General features: G+C 55.0%; 22 protein-coding genes and 1 tRNA gene. 13 read left to right on the top strand and 10 right to left on the bottom strand.

Going from position 1 to position 23,526, the window contains the following annotated elements; all coding sequences use genetic code 11:
• Positions 1-69: 69 nt before the first annotated feature.
• The 6 genes from I9188_RS16000 to I9188_RS15975 all read left to right on the top strand — a co-directional run bounded on the left by I9188_RS16000 (position 70) and on the right by I9188_RS15975 (position 8,578).
• Complete coding sequence (locus I9188_RS16000) at positions 70-840, top strand: hypothetical protein (RefSeq protein WP_209507166.1); 771 nt, start codon at positions 70-72, stop codon at positions 838-840.
• The gene (locus I9188_RS15995; RefSeq protein WP_209507165.1) at positions 824-1,360 is read left to right on the top strand and encodes a hypothetical protein; all 537 of its coding nucleotides are present in this window, start codon (positions 824-826) and stop codon (positions 1,358-1,360) included. Before I9188_RS16000 ends, I9188_RS15995 begins: the two co-directional genes overlap by 17 nt.
• Positions 1,361-1,842: 482 nt before the next feature.
• A complete protein-coding gene (locus tag I9188_RS15990) occupies positions 1,843-2,439 on the top strand; it encodes a TetR/AcrR family transcriptional regulator (RefSeq protein WP_209507164.1) in 597 nt (198 codons plus the stop codon).
• Positions 2,440-2,559: 120 nt separating this feature from the next.
• On the top strand, positions 2,560-3,666 hold the full coding sequence (locus I9188_RS15985) for an alkene reductase (RefSeq protein ID WP_209507163.1): 1,107 nt from the start codon (positions 2,560-2,562) through the stop codon (positions 3,664-3,666).
• 578 nt (positions 3,667-4,244) lie between these two features.
• Positions 4,245-5,582, top strand: coding sequence for a serine hydrolase (locus I9188_RS15980; RefSeq protein WP_209507162.1), 1,338 nt, complete (start codon positions 4,245-4,247; stop codon positions 5,580-5,582).
• 203 nt (positions 5,583-5,785) lie between these two features.
• A complete protein-coding gene (locus tag I9188_RS15975) occupies positions 5,786-8,578 on the top strand; it encodes a bifunctional aconitate hydratase 2/2-methylisocitrate dehydratase (RefSeq protein ID WP_209507161.1) in 2,793 nt (930 codons plus the stop codon).
• A gap of 153 nt (positions 8,579-8,731) precedes the next feature.
• Here I9188_RS15975 and I9188_RS15970 read toward each other — a convergent pair whose 3' ends face one another.
• The gene (locus tag I9188_RS15970) at positions 8,732-9,226 is read right to left on the bottom strand and encodes an Lrp/AsnC family transcriptional regulator (RefSeq protein ID WP_245223735.1); all 495 of its coding nucleotides are present in this window, start codon (positions 9,224-9,226) and stop codon (positions 8,732-8,734) included.
• 83 nt (positions 9,227-9,309) lie between these two features.
• Here I9188_RS15970 and I9188_RS15965 point away from each other — a divergent pair, with 83 nt between their 5' ends.
• Positions 9,310-10,110 carry a phenylalanine 4-monooxygenase gene (locus I9188_RS15965; protein ID WP_209507160.1) on the top strand — a complete coding sequence of 267 codons (801 nt, stop codon included), beginning with the start codon at positions 9,310-9,312 and terminating at the stop codon, positions 10,108-10,110.
• Positions 10,111-10,126: 16 nt separating this feature from the next.
• Here the strand turns inward: I9188_RS15965 and I9188_RS15960 are convergent, their stop codons facing one another.
• The 3 genes from I9188_RS15960 to I9188_RS15950 form a co-directional block, all read right to left on the bottom strand.
• Positions 10,127-10,648 (bottom strand): N-acetyltransferase, encoded by a 522-nt coding sequence (locus tag I9188_RS15960; protein ID WP_209507159.1) that lies wholly within the window; start codon positions 10,646-10,648, stop codon positions 10,127-10,129.
• Positions 10,645-11,199, bottom strand: a complete 555-nt coding sequence (locus tag I9188_RS15955; RefSeq protein ID WP_209507158.1) for an XRE family transcriptional regulator — start codon at positions 11,197-11,199, stop codon at positions 10,645-10,647. The genes I9188_RS15960 and I9188_RS15955 overlap by 4 nt, the downstream gene beginning before the upstream one ends.
• A gap of 115 nt (positions 11,200-11,314) precedes the next feature.
• Complete coding sequence (locus I9188_RS15950) at positions 11,315-12,331, bottom strand: Fe(3+) ABC transporter substrate-binding protein (protein WP_209507157.1); 1,017 nt, start codon at positions 12,329-12,331, stop codon at positions 11,315-11,317.
• A 283-nt stretch (positions 12,332-12,614) separates the two neighbouring features.
• Between I9188_RS15950 and I9188_RS15945 the strand changes: the two genes are divergently transcribed.
• Complete coding sequence (locus I9188_RS15945) at positions 12,615-12,938, top strand: SemiSWEET transporter (protein ID WP_209507156.1); 324 nt, start codon at positions 12,615-12,617, stop codon at positions 12,936-12,938.
• 65 nt (positions 12,939-13,003) lie between these two features.
• Here the strand turns inward: I9188_RS15945 and ykgO are convergent, their stop codons facing one another.
• Positions 13,004-13,129 carry a type B 50S ribosomal protein L36 gene (gene ykgO / locus I9188_RS15940; protein WP_008755722.1) on the bottom strand — a complete coding sequence of 42 codons (126 nt, stop codon included), beginning with the start codon at positions 13,127-13,129 and terminating at the stop codon, positions 13,004-13,006.
• A 90-nt stretch (positions 13,130-13,219) separates the two neighbouring features.
• Positions 13,220-13,294: transfer RNA gene (locus I9188_RS15935), tRNA-Val, on the bottom strand.
• 149 nt (positions 13,295-13,443) lie between these two features.
• On the opposite strand from I9188_RS15935, the gene I9188_RS15930 reads away from it, so the two are divergent.
• Positions 13,444-14,304 carry an N-formylglutamate amidohydrolase gene (locus I9188_RS15930; protein ID WP_209507155.1) on the top strand — a complete coding sequence of 287 codons (861 nt, stop codon included), beginning with the start codon at positions 13,444-13,446 and terminating at the stop codon, positions 14,302-14,304.
• A gap of 2 nt (positions 14,305-14,306) precedes the next feature.
• Here the strand turns inward: I9188_RS15930 and I9188_RS15925 are convergent, their stop codons facing one another.
• A complete protein-coding gene (locus I9188_RS15925; protein ID WP_209507154.1) occupies positions 14,307-15,560 on the bottom strand; it encodes a DNA polymerase IV in 1,254 nt (417 codons plus the stop codon).
• A gap of 350 nt (positions 15,561-15,910) precedes the next feature.
• Positions 15,911-16,615, bottom strand: a complete 705-nt coding sequence (gene pyrF / locus I9188_RS15920) for an orotidine-5'-phosphate decarboxylase (protein WP_209507153.1) — start codon at positions 16,613-16,615, stop codon at positions 15,911-15,913.
• Positions 16,616-16,754: 139 nt separating this feature from the next.
• Between pyrF and I9188_RS15915 the strand changes: the two genes are divergently transcribed.
• On the top strand, positions 16,755-17,072 hold the full coding sequence (locus I9188_RS15915; protein ID WP_209507152.1) for a hypothetical protein: 318 nt from the start codon (positions 16,755-16,757) through the stop codon (positions 17,070-17,072).
• Between the two features lie 124 nt (positions 17,073-17,196).
• A complete protein-coding gene (gene clpB / locus I9188_RS15910; protein WP_209507151.1) occupies positions 17,197-19,815 on the top strand; it encodes an ATP-dependent chaperone ClpB in 2,619 nt (872 codons plus the stop codon).
• Positions 19,816-19,857: 42 nt separating this feature from the next.
• On the opposite strand, the gene I9188_RS15905 is transcribed toward clpB, so the two are convergent.
• Positions 19,858-20,394 carry a hypothetical protein gene (locus I9188_RS15905; RefSeq protein WP_209507150.1) on the bottom strand — a complete coding sequence of 179 codons (537 nt, stop codon included), beginning with the start codon at positions 20,392-20,394 and terminating at the stop codon, positions 19,858-19,860.
• Positions 20,395-20,506: 112 nt separating this feature from the next.
• The gene (locus I9188_RS15900; RefSeq protein WP_209507149.1) at positions 20,507-21,322 is read right to left on the bottom strand and encodes a cyclase family protein; all 816 of its coding nucleotides are present in this window, start codon (positions 21,320-21,322) and stop codon (positions 20,507-20,509) included.
• Positions 21,323-21,701: 379 nt separating this feature from the next.
• On the opposite strand from I9188_RS15900, the gene msrP reads away from it, so the two are divergent.
• Both msrP and msrQ read left to right on the top strand, forming a co-directional pair.
• Positions 21,702-22,604, top strand: coding sequence for a protein-methionine-sulfoxide reductase catalytic subunit MsrP (msrP, locus tag I9188_RS15895; protein WP_209507269.1), 903 nt, complete (start codon positions 21,702-21,704; stop codon positions 22,602-22,604).
• A gap of 4 nt (positions 22,605-22,608) precedes the next feature.
• A complete protein-coding gene (gene msrQ, locus I9188_RS15890) occupies positions 22,609-23,223 on the top strand; it encodes a protein-methionine-sulfoxide reductase heme-binding subunit MsrQ (protein WP_209507148.1) in 615 nt (204 codons plus the stop codon).
• Positions 23,224-23,526: the final 303 nt, after the last annotated feature.

The raw sequence follows: 23,526 nt of genomic DNA, 5'->3' as shown, positions 1-23,526 counted from the left end.
GTTGCCTAGGTAACGGGCCGGAATCTCTGCTGAATGACTGCGCGAAACGTAACACCATGGAGAGAAAAAATGAGGTTCAAAACGATTTCCATTGGAGCGTTGATGATCGCAATGGCGACCACAGCATCGGCGGAGTGGTCGTTCAACTCCGGGCCTAATCCCAATGCATTTATTCAGACCGGAAACATGACCCTTGAACTTCAGTGTGACCGTATCCGCTTTGCTCCGGCTGGATATGAGGACAGCCAGGACATTTTGCAGAAGCAAGGGCTTTCCATTCGTTTTTTGAAGAACGGCACCACCGAAGTTGGGGCATTTCAGGTTGGCGCAGAAAACGCGGCTTTTCAGATCGTCGACAATTATCCTGTCGAGGTCAGTTTCAATAGTCAGCAAGACTATAGTTTTGTACTGGACCAGCTTGCGGCCAATGCATCGGTTAATCTGTCGATGATTGATCAAGATGTCAGCTACGGAATCTTTGACTTGAAAGGTTCCAGTGCTGCAATTCGGTCGCTTCGTTCCGCCTGCGATTCAGGTGCTAGCCAGGGGGCCTCCTACGAAGCGCCCGAAGGCATTGTCTATTGCGGTGGCGGGGCGGTAGAGCGCGTGATCGAACCCGTAATTTTGAACAATCCAGAGGGGGAGTGGGACGCGCGAGTAACGGTCAACGGCGAGTCGATCAGAGCCATGACGGCCTACAGTTACTTCGGAAACTCTGTGCCGCCGGCCGGATTTGTCGTCGCCCTGCTTGGGGAAGACAGGTCCGAGTTTCTGATTTTTAGCGAAGGATCGGCAAACTGGCTGGAATACGGGGATTACAGGTATGATCAGTGCAATTGAAGCCACCTTCCAACCAGCTTCCCAAATAGCGTGTAAGATAAAATGTTTCGTCGCCGGGATTGTGCTTGCTTCGGGCCTTGTTTGGACCTCACCAGCTGTCGCGGCTGATGTATCGCAACTTCCGTCCGGTTTGCAGGCGAGGGTTGATTTGGCGGCACGAGCCTGCGCGGAGTTCAACGACGGTCAGTTTGACATAGCCTGGGGCGCGGTTGAAAGGGTCGATCTCGACGGAGATCTACAACGAGACTGGGTTTTGAATGAGTCTGGTTTTGTGTGTTCGAGCGCCGCATCTCTTTACTGCGGAACTGGCGGATGCATGTCGCACTTCTTGATAGAAGAGGAGGTTCAATCCTTGCTCAACCAGGGCTGGACGGTTGTTGATTTTGGGCGTCAACGCGTTGTTGTTGCGGATATTCATGGATCCAATTGCGACGGAATGAACCCAACGCCTTGCGTCACCGCCAGTGTTTGGGATGCGGACGCTAAGACGTGGCGCTCGTCTGCTGGCGATTGGGAATAAGTTGCATATGAGAATTGCAGATAAGCCATAGGATCTGGTTTGTTCGATGGATTCTCTGTGGCACGCAAACTTATGGGCAAATCGTGCAAAGTTATGCGCAAATACCGCGCAGAGTTATGGGCAAGCTTCCAGGATTTTCTTTAATGAAATCAATGTTGGGAATGCAGCGTTATGAGTGCACCTACACGGTTGTTATGGGTTCTATGTGGCATGCAAACCTATGGGCAAACGCTGCGCGGGGTCATGGACGAAATTGCAAGATTATCTTTTGAGAAATCAATGCCGGAGATGCAGTGTTAGGAGCACACCTGCATGGTGTGAACCAACAATCAAACCGGGCAGTTAAATCGGGTCAACCAACGTGAGGTTTTTCATTCTTTCCGGCCTATACTCCTGTATCTGATCGCAATATGGACTGACTGTTCCAAAAAACTTCCCACCGGCACCTTGAATTTCTGGACTGATCATTCCAAATCTTACTCATGAGCAAAGATACCCTTTCAGATGGTGGCATCAAAACACCCGCAGGCCCAGGTCGGCCCCGTGCCTTTGACGAAGCCGAGGCCTTGGAAAACGCTTTGTGCGTATTTTGGCACAAAGGCTACGAGACAGCATCCGTGGATGATCTGACAAAGGCCATGGGTTTGAGTCGCTCCAGCTTCTATGGAACATTCGGCAACAAGCAGGCTTTGTTTCACAAAGCCCTCAGCCACTATTCAAGGCGTGGTTTGAAAAATCTGCGTGACGTCGCGGCCGCAGGCGGAGATGACCCTGTTGGTGCAATAATGGAAGCTTTGGCGAACCCGCAGGGCGGTCGTGACGGGTGCATGCTGATCAATTGCCTTACGGAGCTTGCTCCGCATGATGATGAAGTGGCGGATCTCGGGCGACGCCATTTGGAGAGTATCGACGAAATTATTGCGAGAGCGCTTGAGCCTTCGGATCCGGGACAGGCCCTCGACAAGGCTCGCGCCTTTGCCTCCCTTGCGATCGGCACGCTGGCTTTACGAAAGGCGGGCGTTCCCGACGAGCGGATATCGCAAACCCTGAAACAAGCTCGGTTGGTGATATCACCGTAGGCCACCCTAACCATGAGAGCATGAGACGTAACAAAAGCTTTAACAAGGAACCTCGACTACAAATTTGGACCAAGTAGTCCAAAAATGTATGAGCGAAGCAAACCAAAGAAGGAAGCAGCAATGGCTGATGAAAAACTGTTCTCCGGCATCAAAGCTGGTGCAATCGAACTGAAAAACCGCGTTGTCATGGCGCCACTGACCCGCAACCGGGCAAGAGCCGAGGACGACAGCGTCCATGAATTGCAGGTCAAGTACTATGCGCAGCGGGCGGGCGCTGGCCTGATCATCACGGAAGCTTCGCAAATCTCGCCCCAAGGCAAGGGCTATGCCTGGACGCCCGGCATTTATTCTCAAGCGCAGATCGATGGCTGGAAAAAAGTGACTGAGGCCGTCCATGCTGAGGGCGGCAAGATTGTGATCCAGCTTTGGCATGTGGGCCGGATTTCGCATTACAGTTTGCAGCAGGGTGGTGGCGCCCCTGTTGCGCCATCTGCAATTGGCGCTAAGGCCAAGACGTTTGATGGTGAACAGTTTGTTGAAACATCTGAACCGCGGGCTCTGGCCATCGAAGAAATTGCTGGCATTGTTGCGGACTACCGGAGAGCCGCGGAAAACGCCAAGAAAGCGGGTTTCGACGGTGTCGAGATCCATGCAGCCAACGGATACCTTATCGATCAGTTCCTGCGCGATGAGTCCAACAAGCGTGAAGACGAATACGGCGGTCCTATCGAGAACAGGGCACGGTTCCTGCAAGAGGTCACGGATGTGGTTGTCGACGTGTGGGGTGCCGACCGTGTGGGTGTTCGCCTCAGCCCATTCTCGGAAGCCAATAACATTTCCGACAGCGACCCGCAGGCGACATTCGCACATGCGATTAAATTGCTGAATACCTATGGGTTGGCCTATCTCCATCTCGTAGAAGGACAGACCGGCGGCCCGCGCGATATTCCGGAAGGTTGCGATCTGAAGGCGCTCTATGAATTGTTTGACGGTGCGAAAATGGGCAACAACTCTTACGATCGGGAAATGGCAATCGAAGCGGTTGAATCCGGAGCCGTCGATCTGGTGGCCTTTGGTCGGCCGTTCATTTCCAACCCGGATCTTGTCAGCCGGCTAGAGAAAGACACCGCGTTGAATGAGCTGGATCCAACTACCCTCTACGGTGGCAATGAAAAAGGGTACACCGATTATCCGTCGCTGGCAGAGGAAGCGGTTGCAGCCGAGTAACACATCGCTTTTTAAGTCGTGGTGACAGGCAATACCATATTGAGTGAGCGCGCTGGTTTGGATGCGCTCACTTCGCGTATTCGGCAATGTCCTTTCTTCGAGCGGGACCCAACACGAGTCTGATAATGGGCTGTTTTCCCTCTGATTGGGATTGACTTTTTCCAATCCGAATACCCTCTTGAATGAGGGGTTCAAATTTTTTTAAGAGATATTTGGTGACTACCACTAATTGATCACGTCTCTCAAATTACGTAAGTTTTTGGGAAATCGTGCAGGCTTATGCGCAAATGGCGCGTGAAATTGTGAGCAAAAATCTTCAGTTTTTTGAGTAAAACAAATGGTGGGGATGCGGCGTTTTGAGCACTCCTACATGGTATAAAGATCAATGCTCCGCGAGCTGAGGGCTGCGGTCGATTTGCGCTGTTTGCTGATTGAGCGATGTGCAACTTGGAAGGCACTGGCCACGCATTTGTCCACAAGCTCTGACCCATCAATCGACGTAACGAAACTGTGGTAATGCCGACTCGGTTGCTTCTAACCTTTGCCGCGCGAGGTAGCGGCAGAAATGGTTGCGGCGGATGTTCAGCAAAGTATTAAAAATGACCGGCGGTGCGGTGGTTCTGGGCGGGGTGGCTCTGATTGGCTACCTTTGGTTCGCGCCCCCGGATCTTTTGAAGGTGGGAACCAATTACTCTGCCAAGATCGTGTGTTCGAACGTTTTCATTGCCGGACGGGCTCCGGGCGAAGTTCTGGCCGTGGACGTGCAGGCACCTGGTCATCCGTTGCTGGGGCAAATCTCAATTAAGGTGGATCGTGACGCGCAGACTGTGACGGCGCGGATCTTTCAGTTCTTTGCGCCTGCGACATCGCAGTTTCGTCAGGGGCTGGGCTGCACAAATGTTCATGAGGCTGATCTGAGCAATCAGACACTTTCCGCGCCTGATCCGCTGCCAGACGGTCTATGGCCAAACGGGAATGACGTTGCCTTGTCCCAAGACTCGAAGCTTCAGAATGTCATGTTGAATGACAGTTTGGTGGGTGAAGGATTTCGCGCAGTTGTGGTGGTTCGAAAAGGGCGCATCATTGCTGAACGATATGCCGATGGGTTTGATGCGGATACCCCGTTACTGGGCTGGTCCATGACCAAGACAGTTACGGCCGGGTTGATCGGCACCTTGATTGAAGCGGGTCAAATGAGCTTGTCAGATACGCTTGTCGACAGCTTTCCCGATTGGGCCGGCGACGCAAGGCGGGGTATTACCGTGGCTGACATGTTGGCGATGACAAGCGGGCTGCAATGGGATGAAGAATACGGGGACGTTTCAGACGTAACACGCATGCTGTATCTTCGTGACGATATGGCCGAATTTGCTGCCGGGCGCGTTGCTGAATCCAGTATTGGAATGAACTTCAACTATTCCTCGGGCACGTCCACGACGCTGTCTCGGGTTTGGCAAAACAAGTTGGGCGACGGTGGACTGAGCTATCCACAAAACGCGCTATTTGCACCGATTGGCATGACATCGGCGGTTGTCGAGACGGATGTCAGCGATACTTTCATCGGATCCAGTTATATGTATGCGACGGCGCGTGACTGGGCCCGGTACGGGCAGCTATTGCTGCAAAAAGGGGTTTGGAAGGGCTCTCGGATATTACCAGAAGGTTATGTGGACTGGATGTTCGAACCGGTTGATGCTTCGGATGGCAAATACGCCAAGGGTCACCTTTGGCTGGAAGCACCCGGAGGTTTTCCACCTTTTGAAGATGCGGTTTGGTTGCAGGGGCATGATGGGCAGTCCATCGGTATTTTCCCCTCTCATGATATGGTGATCGTGCGATTGGGATTGACGCCATCCCGGCTGGGTTATTCATCCTTGCCGCTGGCCAAGGAACTGATTTCCGCAGCAGGAAGCTAGCGTGCCAGGGTGCTGATACCTGTTGGCAGCAACAGACAGATCACGCCTGACAGACAGGTATTTCGACGGATACATCCTCGATCAGGACACAGGGTCGCAGGAGAGTGTCTTGCAAGTTGCGAACATTTAGTATACCGCGGCATACAAAATTAAGGTGCTGGTTTGTTACCCGCCAGCGCACCAGCTAAATGGTCGGAACCGTCATGAGCCTATATACAGAATACCTGAACGAGATCGAGACGCGCAAAGAGCAAGGTTTACACCCCAAACCCATTGAAGACGGTGCGCTGATTCAGGAAATCATCGAACAAATCAAGGATGTGGACAACGTTCACCGCGCCGAGTCTTTGACCTATTTCATCTATAACACGCTGCCGGGTACAACCAGCGCAGCTGGTGAAAAGGCACGGTTCCTGAAAGAGATCATATTGGGTGAAGCCTCGGTCGAAGAAATCTCGCAGGTCTTCGCGTTCGAGCTGCTGTCACATATGAAAGGTGGCCCCTCGGTCGAGGTTCTGCTGGATCTGGCGCTGGGCGATGATGTGTCGATTGCAAGTCAGGCGGCAGAGGTGCTGAAAACACAGGTGTTCCTGTATGATGCGGATACCCAGCGCCTCAAATCTGCTTTTGAGGCCGGAAACGCAGTCGCAAAGGACATTCTGGAGAGCTATGCCAAGGCCGAGTTCTTTACCCGGCTGCCTGACATCGATGAGGAAATCAAGGTTGTGACTTATGTCGCGGCCGAAGGGGACATTTCCACCGACCTTCTGTCGCCCGGCAATCAGGCGCATTCTCGTGCGGATCGGGAACTGCATGGCAAATGCATGATCACACCGGCGGCGCAGGCCGAGATTCAGGATTTGCAGAAACAACACCCGGACAAACGTGTCATGTTGGTCGCCGAAAAAGGGACCATGGGCGTCGGGTCCTCGCGCATGTCCGGCGTCAACAACGTCGCCTTGTGGACCGGAACGCAAGCCAGCCCTTATGTTCCCTTTGTGAACATCGCACCGGTTGTCGCGGGAACAAACGGAATCTCACCGATCTTCCTGACCACCGTTGGCGTGACCGGAGGTATCGGTATTGACCTGAAGAACTGGGTCAAAAAGCTGGACGATGACGGCAACCCGATCCTGAACAACGACGAAAGTCCTGTCCTTGAACAGAAATACTCGGTCGAGACCGGAACCGTTCTGACCATCAACACAAAGGACAAGAAGCTTTACAACGAAGCAGGCGATAAAGAGCTTGTCGATGTATCGTCGTCCTTCACGCCGCAAAAGGTCGAATTCATCAAGGCTGGCGGCTCTTACGCTATCGTCTTTGGTAAGAAGCTGCAGACATTTGCGGCCGAAACCCTTGGCGTTGCGCTGGAATCTGCATTTGCTCCGTCCAAGGAAATCTCGCACGAGGGTCAGGGCCTGACAGCTGTCGAGAAGATCTTCAACAAAAACGCGGTTGGCGTGGCTGACGGAAAGGTTCTGCACGCGGGTTCGGACGCTCGGGTTAAGGTCAATATCGTTGGGTCGCAAGACACCACCGGCCTGATGACCGCGCAGGAACTGGAAGCCATGGCGGCGACCGTGATCTCGCCCATCGTTGATGGCGCCTATCAATCCGGGTGCCACACAGCGTCGGTTTGGGACGCAAAGGCGCAGGCGAACATTCCTAAACTGATGAAATTCATGAACAACTTTGGCCTGATCACCGCGCGTGATCCCAAGGGTGTTTACCATTCGATGACAGACGTAATCCACAAGGTGCTGAACGACATCACCGTGGATGACTGGGCCATCATCATTGGCGGCGACTCGCACACCCGCATGTCCAAGGGCGTAGCGTTTGGCGCGGATTCGGGAACCGTTGCGCTGGCGCTGGCTACCGGTGAAGCCACGATGCCGATCCCTGAATCGGTTAAGGTGACCTTCAAGGGCCAGATGGCAGATCATATGGATTTCCGCGATGTGGTTCACGCCACCCAGTCGCAGATGTTAAAGACATTCGGTGACAACGTCTTCCAGGGCCGGATCATCGAAGTTCATATCGGCACCTTGCTGGCGGATCAGGCGTTCACCTTCACCGACTGGACGGCCGAGATGAAGGCCAAGGCCTCAATTTGTATTTCCGAAGATGACACGCTGATTGAATCTCTGGAAATCGCCAAAGGCCGCATCCAGATCATGATCGACAAGGGCATGGAGAACGAAGCCCAGACGCTGCAAGGTCTGATCGACAAGGCGAATGCGCGGATCGAAGAAATCAGGTCGGGTGATAAGCCGGCCCTGAAACCCGATGAAAACGCCAAGTATTTTGCCGAGCTCGTTGTTGATCTGGATGAGATCGACGAACCGATGATTGCCGATCCGGATGTGAACAACGCTGACGTATCAAAGCGTTACACCCACGACACGATCCGCCCGGTTTCCTACTACAAGGGTGAAAAGAAGGTCGATCTGGGCTTTGTCGGGTCGTGCATGGTGCACAAGGGCGATCTGATTATCGTCTCGCAGATGCTTAAGAACCTTGAAGAGGAACGGGGCACTGTCGAGTTCAAGGCCCCGCTGGTTGTTGCGGCACCAACCTACAACATCATTGATGAGCTGAAAGAAGAAGGCGAGTGGAGCATTCTTCAGAAATACTCGGGCTTTGAATTCGATGATCTGTTCCCGAAGAACAAGGCACGTACGGAGTATGAAAATATCCTGTATCTTGAGCGGCCCGGCTGTAACCTTTGCATGGGGAACCAGGAAAAGGCTGCAAAAGGCGATACCGTTCTGGCGACATCCACGCGCCTGTTCCAAGGGCGTGTTGTCGAAGACTCGGATGAGAAAAAGGGTGAGTCCCTGCTGGCGTCGACGCCGGTTGTCGTGCTTTCGGCTATTTTGGGCCGGACCCCAACTGCCGAGGAATACAAGTCGGCGGTCAAGGGGATCGACTTGACCAAGTTCGCGCCGCCGATGGAAAAGCCTGCGTCCGCGAAATCTGCTCATTTCTGAAGACGCGTTTTGAATCTTGAAAGCCCGGTCGCCAGGAAATGGTGGCCGGGCTTTTCCAATTGAACGACACTCTCTGCCCTTCAACACCACGTCTTAGCAAGGATGGGTTATGCACCTGACACATCCGCTCAGGTTCCGTTTCGGTGGACACTGTCAAAGAATGGGTAAAGGGCCGCGGGTCTTGGTCTGGCGAAGCACAAAGTTGCTGCGGGTGTCGCGGACCAGCCCTGATTTCAACAAGCGCTGCATGATGAAGACCTCAAGATCCTCGGGGGTTTTGGCATAAACTTTCAGGATAAAGTCGTGATCCCCGGTGATCGAGGCGCACTCAACGATTTGCGGCTCGGTCTCGACCAGACGAAGAAACGCCGAGATGCTGTTCTCCTGATGGTCTTTCAGTGCGACGTGGACATAGGCAATGGCATTCAGACCAACAGCCTTGGCTGAAACCTGCGCGCGATACCCTGAAACCACCCCTGACGATTCAAGGTCACGGACGCGGCGCCAGCATTGCGACGCCGATAACCCGGTCCGGTCGGCAAGCTCCTGCATAGACAGACGTCCACTGGCCTGAAGCTCTCGCAAAATATCGATGTCGGCTGAGTGAAGCATTTGGGCCGAAAATCGCAGTATCTCGGAATGTTTCATTCATAATACGGACGAAATTCAGAATATCAAAACAAATTCTCCGTGTGAGTTGAGGTATCCTGATCTCATGCAGGAGGATGCTGATGCCCAAATCGACGAAATATGTCGCCAAACTGGCGGATGAACATGGCCACATTACCTACACAGACGAAGAGAATGCGGTCTGGGCTGATCTTTACGCGGCACAGGAAGAAAACGTACGGCGCTATATGGCGCCGGAATACCTAAGCGGTTTGGCGCGGCTGGATTTGCCGAAGACCAAAGTGCCTTCTTGTGCAGAAATTTCGAAACGGCTGCTGGACCTGACCGGCTGGCGGGTGCAGCCGGTTCCGGCGCTTATCGGGTTCAAGACATTTTTCGGGATGCTGGCGGATCGGGTTTTTCCGGCCGCTTCTTTCATCCGCTCCCGGGAAGATTTCGACTATATCGAAGAGCCGGATATCTTTCATGAGATTTTCGGACACACCCCGTTGTTAAGCGACCCGCGTTTTGCCGCGTTCAGCCACGCCATCGGGCTAGCCGGAAAGCAGGCAGATGACGCGGATTATGCTTGGCTGATCAGGCTCTACTGGTTTTCGATCGAGTTTGGTCTGCGCCGCCAGAACGGTCAAATCAAGGCGCTGGGATCAGGGTTGGCCTCGTCACCGACTGAACTGGTCTACGCTGTGACCAGCGACATACCAGATCGTGACCCGTTTGATGTTCTGACGATTCTACGAACACCCTACCGGATCGACATGCATCAGATGGGGTATTTTGTTCTGGATGACCCTGAAGAATTGTTTGAGGCCGCCGAACGGGACCTGCTGGCAGATGTTCGTCGTGCGCGCCGCCTCGGGCTGTTGCCGAACAAGTTCCCCGAAAAGATCAGAGCCGCCGAGTAGCGGGGGCCGCGTCTTTTCAAGCGTCAAGGTTTTTGTACATATAAGTTGTGGGTTCGAATTTTGGTTCAAATGGGTTCCGACAGTAATTCGGTATTTCCCCCGCGATCTGAAACCCAAGGCTTTGATAAAGCAGCCGCGAGGGATCGGTGCTGCGCGTATCAAGTACAAGCACCGTGCGCCCCACCTCTTGCGCGCGAAGAACAAGCGCATTCATTAGGGATCGGCCTAACCCCCGCCGTCTGGCGTTAGGGTGGACCAGAAGTTTCGCCACATCGGCGCGGTGGGGTTGGTTGGGCATTGCCGCCGGGATCAGTTGAACGGTGCCTGTAATGCGGGGACCGTCATACGAAACGAATAAGTCCAGCTTACCTGACCTTAGACCGGGCTGTACGTTTTGGTGCCAGTACGCACGCGCATCATTCAGGGTAAACGGTAGAATGAAACCTATGCTGGCCCCATCATGAACACAGGCATGCAGGATTTCAGCCAGGTCATCCAGTGCCGCGTCAAAATCGTTATCGGTCAGGCGCGTGATCATATAAGCACCAGCAGGTAACGTGCGCCACGCGACGCCCCTGTTTCAAACCGGGTCGGTCCCGACAGATGGTAGCGCAGGCAATCCCCGGCGTTCAGCGCGTGCGCCGTTCCATCAACCGTCAGAGTAAGCGCACCGTCCATTAAGATCAGATGATGCTCTTGCCCCGATTTAGGAGGCACTTCGTAGGTGATGACCGTGTCCCGGGGCAGGTGGCATTCCAGAACCTCGGCGTTCAATCCATTTGCAGGTGGTGAAACAGCACGGCGGGTGAAGCCGGTTTCAGGGTCGCGCCACTCGGTCTGGCGTTCGAATGGAACCTTGGGGTCAAAGCTGTCCTCAACCATCATCAGCAGCCGCGAGATCGGCAGATCGTATGCAGCACACAGACGGCCTAGATTGTCGGCTGTTGGGCTGACATCCCCTTTTTCCATGCGGGACAAGGTGGCGCGGCTGATCCTGCAGTGCTCGGCAAGGTAATCCAAAGACCAGCCACGCCCGCGGCGCAGTTCGCTCAGGCGATTGGCAAGGCGGTTTGACAGGGTGTCGGGCATTATAAGCAGTTGAAAAAATATCTCATATACGAGAAAATACTCTAAAAAATATAGCTTATCAAACAAAAAGGATGCGAACAAGCCGCATCCTTTTAAGAAACCAGCGAAAGAAGGCTTACTTCCAGCCAACTTCGTTAAAGATCTTCTGCGCTTCGGGGATGTTCTTTGCAACGTCTGATAGGTTCACGTCGTCGGCCTTGAATTCACCCAGCGCCTGGACCGACTCGGCCAGTTCGACATTTGGAACTGCCGGGAACTCGTCATTGCCCGCCGAGAAGTATTTCTGCGCCTGATCGCTGGCCAGATACTCAAGAAATAGGATCGCGTTTTCCTTGTTGGGTGCGTGCGCGGCGACCCCACCACCGGATAGATTCATATGCGCGCCATAGCTGTCTTGGTTCGGGAAGACCCAGCCGATCATGTCGCGCTCTGCGGACAAGCCTTTGACGTCTGTGCGAATGGAACGCGCGAAATAGTAGGTGTTCGAAACCGCGATGTCACACTCGCCCGAAACGATGCCGCGCAACTGGTCGGTGTCACCGCCCTGTGGGTCACGCGCCATGTTGGCGACAACGCCCTCGGCCCAGGACTTGGCGGCCTCAGTGCCTTCGTGTGTGATGATCGACGCCAACAGAGTCTGGTTGTAGGTGTTGGTCGAAGACCGGATACAAACCATTCCCTTGTATTCCGGTTTGGCCAGATCAGCGTAGGTGGCCGGCGGGTTGGTCACGTTTTCCTTGTCGAAAAAGATGATCCGACCGCGTTGCGAGAAACCAAACCACTGATTGTCACTATCCTGCAGGTTGGTGGGAATGCGCTCTTCCAGTGTAGCGCTGTCGATTGATTGGAGGACACCTGCATTCTTGGCCCGCGCCAGACGCGACGTGTCCACGGTCAGCATCACGTCGGCAGGTGAGTTCGCGCCTTCCGCTTCCATCCGGGCAATCAGTTCATCCGCTTTGCCTTCGATCCTGTTGATCTTGATGCCGGTTGCGTCTTCAAAGTCGGTATACAGCCGTTCGTCGGTGTCATAGTGGCGCGACGAATAGAGGTTCAGTTCGCCCTCGGCGGCGGCAGAGGTTGCGATCAAAGCCGACAGCGCGGCGGCTAGGCAGGTCGTGGATTTCAGCATTGTGTGCCTCAACAATTAAATTTCGGGCCGGTCATTAATCCGACTGATTTTCTCAATTATACGATTCTGAGCGGGATGCAAGTAAATCCGACTGATTTACTTGGGCAAAAAGTCGCTGGTGGCGTTCAACATGCGATGCTCTGAAGGCATGCGAGGGGGAAAGGTCGGTGGTAACGTGGCCGAGGGGGCTTGGTCCAAACGCTTCAAGCGGATAATTTGACAGGACAGATTGTCTTGGAAATCAAAAAAGCTGGCTTGTGCACTTAAAGGAAGAACCTGAGATATGCCCGAAACACTGGCTGAAAAATTAGAGAAATCTAACCTTGGCCATTGGATGTCGCGCTTTGAAGGCTTCATGGTTTTTATTGGTGTGGTCGGTCCCTTTGCCACACTGCCGCAGCTCGTGAAGCTGTACTTGACGCATTCGCACCATGCCTCGGGACAATCCTTGTTATCGTGGTCGCTATATACCGCCTTATCCCTGCTTTGGTTTGCTTACGGCTTGGTTGTTGGAAAGCTTCCAATCTATGTCGGCAACGGGATTTCGATGGTTCTGAACTTTCTTATGGTCATCGGCATTCTGATCCATGCAGGGATTACATTTTAGGCGCGGGTGAAACAAAAAAAACCGCACCCGGAGGCGCGGTTTCATTAAGCAGTAATGTGCAGTTCTTAGCCCTGACGCGCTTTGAACTTGCGCTGCGTCTTGTTGATCACGTAGACGCGGCCTTTGCGACGCACAATCCGGCAGTCGCGGTGCCGGTTCTTGAGCGAGCGGAGCGAGTTCTTGACCTTCATGGTCTGTCTCCAATCTGCGGCGCCTTCATCAAGGACGTGGCCAGCGCCTGGGTTACTCGGGTGTCCCGGAAAACCGGAACAGTGAAATCATGGTGGGCGGTACAAGGATCGAACTTGTGACCCCTTCGATGTCAACGAAGTGCTCTACCGCTGAGCTAACCGCCCACTTTCCCTTTGCGTGCCTTGCCCCATAACGAAATGGGGCGCGGATCCCCGCGCCGGTAGCGGGGTCTATAAAAGGAGTCGCAAATGGGTTCAAGGGGTTTGGAAGAACAATTTTTCCGGTCTATGTTGATTACGAACACGGAGGGATCATGCAAAGCGCAGCCTATGTATTGGATATGCCCGAAAACCGCACCTCGTGCGTGGTTTTTTCATCGCCACACAGCGGGCGGGAGTATCCTGAGGCATTTCTGAACCGGTCCGTATTGAACCGGAGCGTGATTCGATCCTCAGAAGACGCCTTTGTTGATCAGTTGTTCGCGCCCGCCACGGAAAACGGTGCCCCTTTGATCAAGGCGGCCATGCCACGCGCCTACCTGGATTTGAACCGCAGTCTGGATGAGCTTGACCCGGCCTTGATCAGCGGTGCCCGCAGGCACGGGCATAATCCAAGGGTCGCGTCAGGGCTGGGGGTGATTCCCCGCGTGGTTGCCAACGGTCGGGCAATCTATCGCGGCAAACTCACCATGGACGAAGCGCGGCTGCGCATCGACACCTATTGGCGCCCGTATCATGCGCGGTTGAAGTCCCTGCTGGCCGAATCACACGAGATGTTCGGTCAGGCAATTCTGGTGGACTGCCACTCGATGCCACATGAGGCGGTGGCCATGGCGGGCACTGCGCGCGGAAGGCGACCCGAGATCGTGCTGGGCGACCGGTTTGGCGCGTCCGCATCCTCTGAGGTTGTGGATATCATTGAAGCGGCTTTTGCAGCAGCGGGTCTCAACGTGGCGCGCAATGCGCCTTTTGCCGGAGCATATGTGACGCAAACCTATGGTCGTCCTGGCCGCCAGCAGCACGCTGTTCAGATCGAGATCGATCGCGCTTTGTACATGGACGAGGAAAAAGTCGCGCCCAATGCCGATTTCATGACGTTCTCGAAGCTGCTCAGGCAGGTGGTTCGGGAGATTTCCAGCCTGGGTGCGAGCCCAGAGCGCCTGGCGGCGGAGTAGCTTCAGCGCAGCGCGCGGCCCTTCATGATTGCTTCGGCACCGAACCTCTGGCGAATCTTGTCGGTGGCCCGTTCGGCCTTTGATCTGCGGGCGGCATCCGGATCCAATAGGTCGCCAAAAATATCCGCCTGATCCGCCGGACAAAGATCGGACAAACCACAGCCCAACAACCGATATGGCCCCTGATCGCCAACCTGATCGAACAGGCCCCGGGCCGTGCGGTAAATCCGGTCGGCTATCTGTGTCGCATCCCGCAAGGACACGCGCCGCGTCAGGATCTTGTGATTGGCCTTCTTCAGTTTCAACGTGACAACCCGACCAGCCAGATCCTTTGCCTTGGCGCGATCCGACACTTTCAAGGCCATGCGCCACAAATGGCCGTCCAGAATATCAAGGCTCGACGTGTCTTCGAAAAATGTCGTCTCGTTGCTGATGGATTTCATCGGCTCATGCGCGGATACGCGTCGCTTGTCCTGTCCTCGGGCCAAGTGCCACAGGCGATATCCCATTGAGCCGAACCGTGCGGTTAGTGCCTCCTGATCCCAACGCAGCAAATCACTGAAAGTTCTGATCCCGGCCTGGTCCAGCGCTTCCTGCGCAGCCGGGCCAATGCCCCAGATCAACCGTACGGGTTTGTCGTTCAGAAACTCTGGCGTTTCCGCCTTGCCGATCACTGAAAACCCGCGCGGTTTGTCGAGGTCCGATGCGACCTTGGCCAGAAATTTGTTGTGACTTAACCCGATAGATCCGGTGACACCGATTTCTTCCTTCATGCGCTTGACCAGACGCGCCAGCATGACGGCAGGTGGCGCGCCGTGCAGACGTTCGGTTCCCGACAGGTCCATGAAGGCTTCGTCCAGCGAAAGCGGTTCGACCACGGGTGTCAACTCATCCATCATTGCGCGGATGTCGCGCGACACCTGGGCGTAGACGGACATGCGCGGCTTGATCACGACGGCTTCGGGGCAGAGTTGCAAGGCCTTGAACATGGGCATGGCCGACCGGACACCGCGAATACGGGCAACGTAGCAGGCAGTCGAAACAACGCCGCGTTTGCCGCCGCCAATGATGACCGGTTTGTCCGCCAGTTCCGGGTTGTCACGTTTTTCCACTGAGGCATAGAAGGCATCACAATCCATATGGGCAATCGACAGGTCAAACAGTTCCGTGTGTGTCTTTACCCGCGGACTGCCACAGGCAGTACAGCGTTGTTCGTTTGACAATGTGGTCAGGCAATCTCGGCAAAGACCGGGCATCTGCGTCCTCATGCGTTCCGCAGTTGGCTTGGAGGTTCTTTATATCACCTGTGATCCTGGATCAAAGGCCCTGCTGACGTGGTATGATTAAGAAAGAAGACCCCCCGCACATCGCGGGGGGAAGTAACGAACCTCAGGAAGAAGCGGTTCGTTGGGGAGTATTTCCCCTTCAGAATCTCTGAAAATCCTTAGTTTCGATAGGATGAAGGTCGTGCGGAGAAAACTCGGGTTTTGAATGTGTGTTTTCTGGCACAGAGACGATTTGGCGCGGTTTTGTCAAAAAGTGACCTAAGGTCAACTTGTTGCGCGGAAAATCCAACGCAAAACACACCTGAAAGAACCAAGCGGTTTTAGCTTACCTTCAGAGAATTTAGTTCGGAAAGAACAGCCTCAGCAGCGGCTTTTGGGTCTTTTGCCTGATAAATCGGGCGGCCGACAACGATGTGATCTGCGCCATCCTGAATGGCGCTTGTCGGGGTGGCTACACGTTTCTGGTCGCCAAGCGCTGCGCCAGCAGGGCGCACACCAGGGGTTACGATCAGACGACCTTCAGCCTGAGGCAGAGCGCGGATCAGGGCGGCTTCCTGCGGGCTGGCGATAACGCCATCAGCACCGGCTTCAAAGGCTTTGGCCGCGCGCTCAACGACCAAGTCCTGCACATCACCGGATTTCAGAAGGCTTGCGTCCAGATCGTCGCGGTTCAGCGAGGTCAGGATGGTCACGGCGAGGATCTTCAGGTCTTTACCCGCAGCACCTTCTTTGGCGGCGCGCACCACATGAGGGTCACCATGCACGGTCAGAAAATCCAGATCGAATTGCGCCAATCCCCGCACGGCATTTTCAACTGTGTTGCCAATGTCGAATAACTTCATGTCCAGGAAGATGCGCTTGCCGTGATCCTGTTTCAGTTCGTTGGCCAATGCCAGCCCGCCACCGGTCAGCATACCCAGTCCGATTTTGTAGAAAGAAACACTGCCCCCCAAACGTTCTGCCATGGCCAAACCTTGCAGAGCGTTGGGAACATCAAGGGCTACGATCAGGCGGTCATCAGACATGGGGGCGCTCCTTTTTGGCAAACGTCTGCGTCCTAGCGGCTTCGGGCCGCTCTGTCCATCTGCTAAGCCGCGCAGGCAGCTTCAAATCGTGTTATCGTGCTCTGTATTGAAAACTCGAATTCAAAATGAGGGGCGACAAATGAAAAAGTTGGTTTTGCTGGGCGCGTTGATTGCACTGGCCGCATGTAATGAAACGCCAGCCGAGGCTACGGATACAGGGGCTGCACCTGTTCCGACCAATGACGATTTGCGTTTGGTTGGTGGTTACAGGTCCGAAGATGATTGGTGTCAACTTACTGGTGAAACGGCGTTTACCGGCAATTTCCTGGACCATACGGCAGATCTGGTTTCTTGCCCGACGGGAAGTGCGGCAGCCCAATCTTTGGTGAATGATCTGGGTGCCGTTCAGGTTGCCGAGACCGGTGGTTATTCAGTCTATACCATCCAGCGCGAATAGGTCGATTTCTGTGTCTTAGCCTCTTGAACCACCGAAGATATTTCCCAGATTGAATGTGAGGCTTCGACCGACATGTGCTGCCAGGCGGGCATGTCAAAAGGGGCGCTTGGAAAAGGAGAATATCATGGACTTGAACAAGTTCACCGAGCGGGCACGGGGATTCGTGCAGGCAGCGCAAACCATTGCGCTGCGCGAGGGGCACCAGAGGCTGGAGCCTACGCATATACTCAAAGCACTGATGGATGACGATCAGGGGTTGGCCAGCAACCTGATCACGCGCGCGGGTGGGGCCCCGAACCGCGTGGTTGAAGCGCTGGACAGCGCGATGGGGAAAATCCCCAAGGTCAGCGGCGACGCGAGCCAGATCTACATGGACGGCCAGACCGCCAAAGTACTGGACGAGGCTGCAAAGTTGGCATCAAAGGCGGGCGACAGTTTCGTGCCGGTCGAACGCGTGTTGATGGCGCTGTGCATGGTGAAGTCCAAGGCCAAGGATGCATTGGACGCCGGAGCCGTATCAGCGCAAAAACTGAACGAGGCGATCAACGACATTCGCAAGGGTCGCACCGCTGACAGCGCGTCGGCGGAAGAAGGTTATGACGCGCTCAAGAAATACGCACGTGACCTGACCGAGGCTGCGGCCGAAGGCAAAATTGATCCGATCATCGGTCGGGATGAAGAAATCCGCCGCTCGATGCAGGTTCTGTCGCGTCGCACCAAGAACAACCCGGTTCTGATCGGTGAACCCGGCGTCGGTAAGACCGCGATTGCCGAGGGCATGGCCCTGCGCATCGTGAACGGTGACGTTCCGGAATCACTGAAGGACAAGAAGCTGCTGGCGCTCGACATGGGTGCGTTGATTGCTGGTGCGAAATACCGTGGTGAGTTCGAAGAACGCCTCAAGGCCGTTCTGACCGAAGTGACTGAAGCTGCGGGTGAAATCATCCTGTTCATCGACGAGATGCACACGTTGGTCGGTGCCGGGAAGTCTGATGGTGCAATGGATGCGGCCAACCTGATCAAGCCTGCGCTTGCCCGGGGCGAGTTGCATTGTATTGGTGCGACCACGCTGGACGAGTACCGCAAATACGTGGAAAAAGACGCGGCCCTTGCGCGCCGGTTCCAGCCTGTAATGGTACAGGAGCCGACGGTCGAAGATACGATCAGCATCCTGCGCGGCATCAAGGAAAAGTACGAACTGCACCACGGTGTTCGCATCTCGGATTCAGCGCTTGTTTCGGCGGCGACCCTGTCGCACCGCTATATCACTGACCGCTTTCTGCCCGACAAAGCCATCGACCTTGTCGACGAGGCGGCATCGCGTCTGCGGATGGAGGTCGACAGCAAGCCCGAGGAACTCGATCAACTCGACCGGAACATCCTGCAGATGCAGATCGAGGAAGAGGCGCTGAAGCTTGAGGATGACGCGGCCTCGAAGGACCGTCTGGAAACTTTGCAGAAGGACCTGGCCGACCTGCAGGAGCAATCCGCCGAGATGACCGCTCAGTGGCAGGCTGAACGCGATAAACTCGCGGGCGCGCGTGATTTAAAAGAACAGCTCGACAAAGCGCGTGCTGATCTGGAGATCGCCAAGCGTGAAGGCAATCTAGCGAAGGCAGGTGAGCTGTCTTACGGCGTCATCCCCGAACTTGAGAAAAAGCTGACCGAGGCCGAAAACGCCGAAAGCAACGCCATGATGGCTGAGGAAACGGTGCGCCCGGAACAGATCGCTTCGGTGGTCGAGCGTTGGACCGGTATCCCGACCTCGAAAATGCTGGAAGGCGAACGCGAGAAACTGCTGCGGATGGAAGACGCTCTGCATTCCCGCGTGATCGGTCAGGATGCAGCGGTGACTGCTGTCGCCAACGCCGTGCGCCGTGCACGTGCGGGTCTGAATGACGAAGGCCGTCCGCTGGGATCGTTCCTGTTCCTTGGACCAACCGGCGTGGGTAAGACCGAGCTGACCAAGGCCGTTGCGAATTTCCTGTTCGACGACGATAACGCGATGGTGCGTATCGATATGTCCGAGTTCATGGAGAAACACGCTGTTGCCCGTCTGATCGGGGCTCCTCCGGGCTATGTCGGTTACGACGAAGGCGGTGTGCTGACCGAAGCCGTGCGGCGCAGGCCTTATCAGGTCGTGCTGTTTGACGAGGTCGAAAAAGCACACCCGGACGTGTTCAACGTGCTGTTGCAGGTTCTGGATGACGGTGTGCTGACCGATGGTCAGGGCCGCACCGTGGACTTCAAGCAGACGCTGATCATTCTGACGTCGAACCTAGGCTCTCAGGCGCTCAGCCAGTTGCCCGAAGGCGCGGACAGCGGGCAGGCCCGCCGTGATGTGATGGATGCGGTGCGGGCACATTTCCGGCCCGAGTTCCTGAACCGTCTGGACGAAACGATCATCTTTGACCGCCTCAAGCGGGCCGATATGGATGGTATCGTCGATATCCAGATGGCGCGTCTGCAAAAACGCCTGGCGGCCCGCAAGATCGAATTGGCCCTGGACGATGGCGCCAAGGAATGGCTGGCCAACGAAGGATATGACCCTATTTTCGGTGCCCGCCCGCTGAAACGCGTGATTCAGCGCGCCCTGCAGAACCCGCTTGCCGAAGCGCTGCTGGCCAGTGAGATCAAGGATGGTGAGGTCGTTCCGGTCACTGCCGGAACTGATGGTCTGATCATCGGTGACCGGTTGGGGACGTCGGAACGGCCCCGCCCCGATGATGCAGTGGTTCACTAAGTCGATGAAACGTAAAAAACCCGCCTTCACGGCGGGTTTTTTTTACGTTGGCGACCCATAACCTTTGTTTAGGTAGTCGTTCAGAACCTTCATCCAGACCTGAGCCTTCTTTTTCTCAAACTGGGCGGTAAAGCGCAGCTTCACAATGCAGTCGTTGACAACGCCAACGGCCAGAAACTCGGATAACCCGTCCGACGTTTCCATTTCGGCCCGAAGCGGCAGAACCTGGGAACTGTCCCGCATCTGATAAGCATTGATTTCCCCCAACTCGGCACCGCGCTGTTCAGCGACGGCGGCAATGTCCCGGGCGGCCTGTCTGAAACTTTCAACGGCCATATCGTTCGTGACTTTCCTTTCCTGATGGTCGTAGAAGAAAATGGTGATCTTGGAGGAAGGGTCTGTAAATGTGACGGAATAACCAAGGCCTGGATGTTCTGACTCATAATCTTTTGATCCCACCTGGTTCAGGTCACTCAGTAACTCGGGTGCGCGTTCATGTAAGTTTTTGCAGGATTGTACGTCTGCCAAAGCTGATGACGCCAGCAATGCCATCGACAACGCGAGTATTCTGAATGTCATGAAAATCTGTAGCCTTTCAAGAAATCGGTGGGGCCTGTAGTTTACCCGGATTGTTCGGCGAATCTTTAAGTACCGGGCGTGGGTGATCGCACTGCAAGCACCCACAAGGCTCTTACATCAGCGCAAATATCCGCGCCGGACCTCCGGTGCCACCCGCGTGTTTCGGTGCGCCAATAACAAGTGTCGCGCCCGACGCGGGTACCTGATCTAGATTGGCCAAGCATTCGATTCCGAACCGGCCAGAAGGCAACCAGGCATAATGGGTGGCGAAGTCTGCAGACATGCCGTGATCCAGTGACAAGGTGTCAACGGCAATTGACCGCGCCCCGGTTTCCTCCATCAGCATCTGCGCAGCTTCAACGTGAAAGCCCGGGTAATGCTGCGCTTCGCCGTCGAAATTGCGGAACGCGTCTGTAGCGGTTTTGCCGGCCCATCCTGAGTGCATGGCGACGCAGGCCCCGTCGGGGATGTCACCGTTGGCGGCTATCCAGGCTCTCAAATCATCCGGGGTGACACGCGTATCGGCGTCTTCTGCTGCGCGGGCTGCAATATCGACCACGCAAAGTGGTGCAACCAGATCTGAGACCGGGATTTCATCGACCGATGCACCATCCGCAGAAAAGTGCAGCGGGGCATCTATATGCGTGCCCGTATGCTCGTTGATCGACAAATTGAACAGATTGAATCCGTGCTCCGCGAAATTGAATGCCTGTTCGGCGGAGATACCCGGCTCTCCGCCCCAGGTCGGGAAATCCGGGCTGAGCGTGTGGGTCATGTCTTGGACACCGCCATACCCCGCGGCCAGTGTGGCCGGTGCCATAGCCCCGGTTGCGGCAGCTGCAACACCCGATGCCGCCGCGGCTTTGAAGAACCCACGCCGGGATAGCATCCTGTCTTTTACGGCGTTCATTACACAGATATCACACATTTTTCGTCCTCCCATTGCGGCCACGCGGCTGCAAAAACAGGCCCGCCACACTGTTGATCGCGTATGGTGCCTGCCTGACAGAGTGCAGTTTTGGACCCGCAGTTGTAAAGACTGTAGGCAGACAACCCGGCTGTTGTCCTCCGTTCAGAGCCAGCTCTGAGTGAACCGTATATCCCCAACGAAATGTTCGAGCACTGAGAGTTGGCTCAGGTCGTGACAACCTCTGAAAGCGGACAGAGCGCGGCACAATCCGCCTGTCTGGGCCTGTCGCCAATCGGAACGTTACAATCACGTCGCTCAAACGTGACGCCTGTTTCCATGGGTCTGTGCTATCAGCACCCTAAGTCTGTAATGACAAACGAATATGACGGAGACCCAGATGGCGCATCGCTGGACCAATACAATGACACATGCCGACGTCACCCCACGGGCGGCGTTCCTGAACCGGCGGCAGGTCATGGCCGGGATGGCGGGTGTTGGTTTGGCGGCAATGGCCCGACCAGCGGCGGCGCAGGATGCGCTGGAGCCGAACACGTGGGAAGAGATCACGAGTTACAACAACTACTATGAGTTCGGGACCGGAAAAGACGATCCGGCGAAATATGCGCATACGCTGGTGACCGAACCCTGGAGCGTCAAGATTGACGGTCTGGTCGATCGTCCCGGTGAGTATGATTTCAAGGACATCCTGTCCGAGATGACGATCGAAGAACGCATCTATCGCTTCCGTTGCGTTGAAGCCTGGTCAATGGTCATTCCATGGAACGGGTTCGAACTGGCCGATCTTCTGAACATGGCTGGGATAAAAGACGGCGCGAAATACGTGGCGTTTGAAACGGCCTACCGCCCGGATGAGATGCCGGGAACGCGCTATCCCATTCTGGAATGGCCCTATCGCGAGGGTTTGCGCCTGGATGAGGCGATGCATCCGCTGACGATTATGGCCACTGGTATCTATGACAAGCCGATTCCAAATCAGAACGGCGCGCCATTGCGTCTGGTGGTGCCGTGGAAATACGGGTTCAAATCGATCAAATCGATTGTCCGGATCACGCTTACTGAAGAAGAGCCGCCCACCAGTTGGAACATGGCTAACTCGCGCGAATACGGGTTTTATAGCAATGTAAACCCGAACGTCGATCATCCGCGCTGGTCTCAGGCCTCCGAACGTGAAATAGGCGGCGGCCTGTTCGCGTCGCGCAAACCGACGCTGATGTTCAACGGCTATGAAGAAGAGGTCGCCAGCCTTTATGAAGGTATGGATTTGACCAGGAATTACTAGAATCATGCAGGCCATCAATCAGACACTCCGGCGTATTCCGGTATGGGCTGTTTATCTGATGGGCGCGCTGCCCGCGCCCTGGCTGTTCTATCTTGGCCTGACTGGCGGTTTGGGGATCGAACCGATTGAGGCGCTGGAGCACCGCTATGGCGAACTGGCGTTACAATTGCTGATTGCCGGCTTGGCCATCACATCTTTGCGCCGATTTGTGGGCTTGAACCTGATGAAGTTCCGTCGGGCCATTGGGGTGCTGACTTTTGTATATGTCAGCCTGCATCTCCTTGTCTGGCTGGTTCTGGACGTTCAGTTTCCCAGCCAGATTTGGGCGGATATCCTCAAGCGTCCTTATATTACAGTTGGCATGGGGGCGTTTCTTTTACTGTTACCTTTGACGGCAACATCCAACAACTGGTCGGTGCGGCGATTGGGGCCGCGGTGGCGCAGGCTGCATTGGTTGGTATACCCGGCTGCTTTGCTGGGAGGCCTGCATTATGTGATGCTGGCAAAAGGGTTTCAGATCGAGCCGTTGATCTATTTGGCAGCTATCGTCATCCTTCTTGCCCTTAGGTTGCCGATTCCAGGGCTGTCACTCCAGTCCAACACAGCAGATTCTGCCTGACTCGGAAGCGAGTCTGTGAGTAACATTGTGAACAAGGCGATAAAGTGCGGAACCCTGTCTGTGTTTCTGGCGATTTTGGCGCGCCTCCGCTTGATTGAAAGTCATTAAAAAATTGAAAATAAATAACTAATTTTGAAATCTGCTTTTTCTTTGGTTTTTGTGCATTTTCTGCTTGCGGGTTTTGAGAGTAATACTTAGAACGCCCTTCACCGGCGCAGCATAGGTTGGCCTGACGGACTGGAAAGACGGTTGAGACGCTCAGGAGAGACTGGGGGCATCTTGTGTTGAGGTTTAGGCGGTTGC

This window comes from Ruegeria sp. HKCCSA071 (assembly GCF_017872555.1).
In the GTDB taxonomy this organism is placed as follows: domain Bacteria; phylum Pseudomonadota; class Alphaproteobacteria; order Rhodobacterales; family Rhodobacteraceae; genus Ruegeria.
This window is presented reverse-complemented; position numbering and strand designations above follow the sequence as displayed.

What these genes read in the sequence shown, in the direction of transcription:
- I9188_RS16000 (WP_209507166.1), top strand. Translation starts at nt 70, where the DNA reads ATGAGGTTCAAAACGATTTCCATTGGAGCGTTGATGATCGCAATGGCG.
- I9188_RS15995 (WP_209507165.1), top strand. Translation starts at nt 824, where the DNA reads ATGATCAGTGCAATTGAAGCCACCTTCCAACCAGCTTCCCAAATAGCG.
- I9188_RS15990 (WP_209507164.1), top strand. Translation starts at nt 1,843, where the DNA reads ATGAGCAAAGATACCCTTTCAGATGGTGGCATCAAAACACCCGCAGGC.
- I9188_RS15985 (WP_209507163.1), top strand. Translation starts at nt 2,560, where the DNA reads ATGGCTGATGAAAAACTGTTCTCCGGCATCAAAGCTGGTGCAATCGAA.
- I9188_RS15980 (WP_209507162.1), top strand. Translation starts at nt 4,245, where the DNA reads ATGTTCAGCAAAGTATTAAAAATGACCGGCGGTGCGGTGGTTCTGGGC.
- I9188_RS15975 (WP_209507161.1), top strand. Translation starts at nt 5,786, where the DNA reads ATGAGCCTATATACAGAATACCTGAACGAGATCGAGACGCGCAAAGAG.
- I9188_RS15970 (WP_245223735.1), bottom strand. Translation starts at nt 9,226, where the DNA reads ATGAAACATTCCGAGATACTGCGATTTTCGGCCCAAATGCTTCACTCA.
- I9188_RS15965 (WP_209507160.1), top strand. Translation starts at nt 9,310, where the DNA reads ATGCCCAAATCGACGAAATATGTCGCCAAACTGGCGGATGAACATGGC.
- I9188_RS15960 (WP_209507159.1), bottom strand. Translation starts at nt 10,648, where the DNA reads ATGATCACGCGCCTGACCGATAACGATTTTGACGCGGCACTGGATGAC.
- I9188_RS15955 (WP_209507158.1), bottom strand. Translation starts at nt 11,199, where the DNA reads ATGCCCGACACCCTGTCAAACCGCCTTGCCAATCGCCTGAGCGAACTG.
- I9188_RS15950 (WP_209507157.1), bottom strand. Translation starts at nt 12,331, where the DNA reads ATGCTGAAATCCACGACCTGCCTAGCCGCCGCGCTGTCGGCTTTGATC.
- I9188_RS15945 (WP_209507156.1), top strand. Translation starts at nt 12,615, where the DNA reads ATGCCCGAAACACTGGCTGAAAAATTAGAGAAATCTAACCTTGGCCAT.
- ykgO (WP_008755722.1), bottom strand. Translation starts at nt 13,129, where the DNA reads ATGAAGGTCAAGAACTCGCTCCGCTCGCTCAAGAACCGGCACCGCGAC.
- I9188_RS15930 (WP_209507155.1), top strand. Translation starts at nt 13,444, where the DNA reads ATGCAAAGCGCAGCCTATGTATTGGATATGCCCGAAAACCGCACCTCG.
- I9188_RS15925 (WP_209507154.1), bottom strand. Translation starts at nt 15,560, where the DNA reads ATGCCCGGTCTTTGCCGAGATTGCCTGACCACATTGTCAAACGAACAA.
- pyrF (WP_209507153.1), bottom strand. Translation starts at nt 16,615, where the DNA reads ATGTCTGATGACCGCCTGATCGTAGCCCTTGATGTTCCCAACGCTCTG.
- I9188_RS15915 (WP_209507152.1), top strand. Translation starts at nt 16,755, where the DNA reads ATGAAAAAGTTGGTTTTGCTGGGCGCGTTGATTGCACTGGCCGCATGT.
- clpB (WP_209507151.1), top strand. Translation starts at nt 17,197, where the DNA reads ATGGACTTGAACAAGTTCACCGAGCGGGCACGGGGATTCGTGCAGGCA.
- I9188_RS15905 (WP_209507150.1), bottom strand. Translation starts at nt 20,394, where the DNA reads ATGACATTCAGAATACTCGCGTTGTCGATGGCATTGCTGGCGTCATCA.
- I9188_RS15900 (WP_209507149.1), bottom strand. Translation starts at nt 21,322, where the DNA reads ATGTGTGATATCTGTGTAATGAACGCCGTAAAAGACAGGATGCTATCC.
- msrP (WP_209507269.1), top strand. Translation starts at nt 21,702, where the DNA reads ATGGCGCATCGCTGGACCAATACAATGACACATGCCGACGTCACCCCA.
- msrQ (WP_209507148.1), top strand. Translation starts at nt 22,609, where the DNA reads ATGCAGGCCATCAATCAGACACTCCGGCGTATTCCGGTATGGGCTGTT.